This window comes from Kitasatospora phosalacinea (assembly GCF_030268885.1).
GTDB classification, from domain to species: Bacteria; Actinomycetota; Actinomycetes; order Streptomycetales; family Streptomycetaceae; genus Kitasatospora; species Kitasatospora phosalacinea_C.
The window spans coordinates 1-255 of the sequence record NZ_BSSA01000148.1 but is presented as its reverse complement, the minus strand read 5'-3'; the positions used below and the strand labels follow the sequence as shown (position 1 = coordinate 255).

The following is a 255-nucleotide window of genomic DNA, read 5'->3' as shown; positions in this document are numbered from 1 at the left end:
GAAGCTCAAGCGAGCCGTACAGGTTTCGTCTACGGGGGTCTTACCCTCTACGCCGGACCTTTCGCATGTCCTTCGACTACCCATACGGTTTCTGACTCGCCCAGCCGCCGGCAGACGACTGAAGAACTTTCCCACAACCCCAACACGGCAACCCCTGCCGGGTCTCACACCATGCTGGTTTGGCCTCATCCGGTTTCGCTCGCCACTACTCCCGGAATCACGGTTGTTTTCTCTTCCTGCGGGTACTGAGATGTT

Annotated in this window: 1 rRNA gene; it reads right to left on the bottom strand. The window is 58.0% G+C overall.

What is annotated here, in order from left to right:
* A 23S ribosomal RNA gene (locus QSK52_RS39325) occupies positions 1–255 on the bottom strand; the annotation flags it as partial.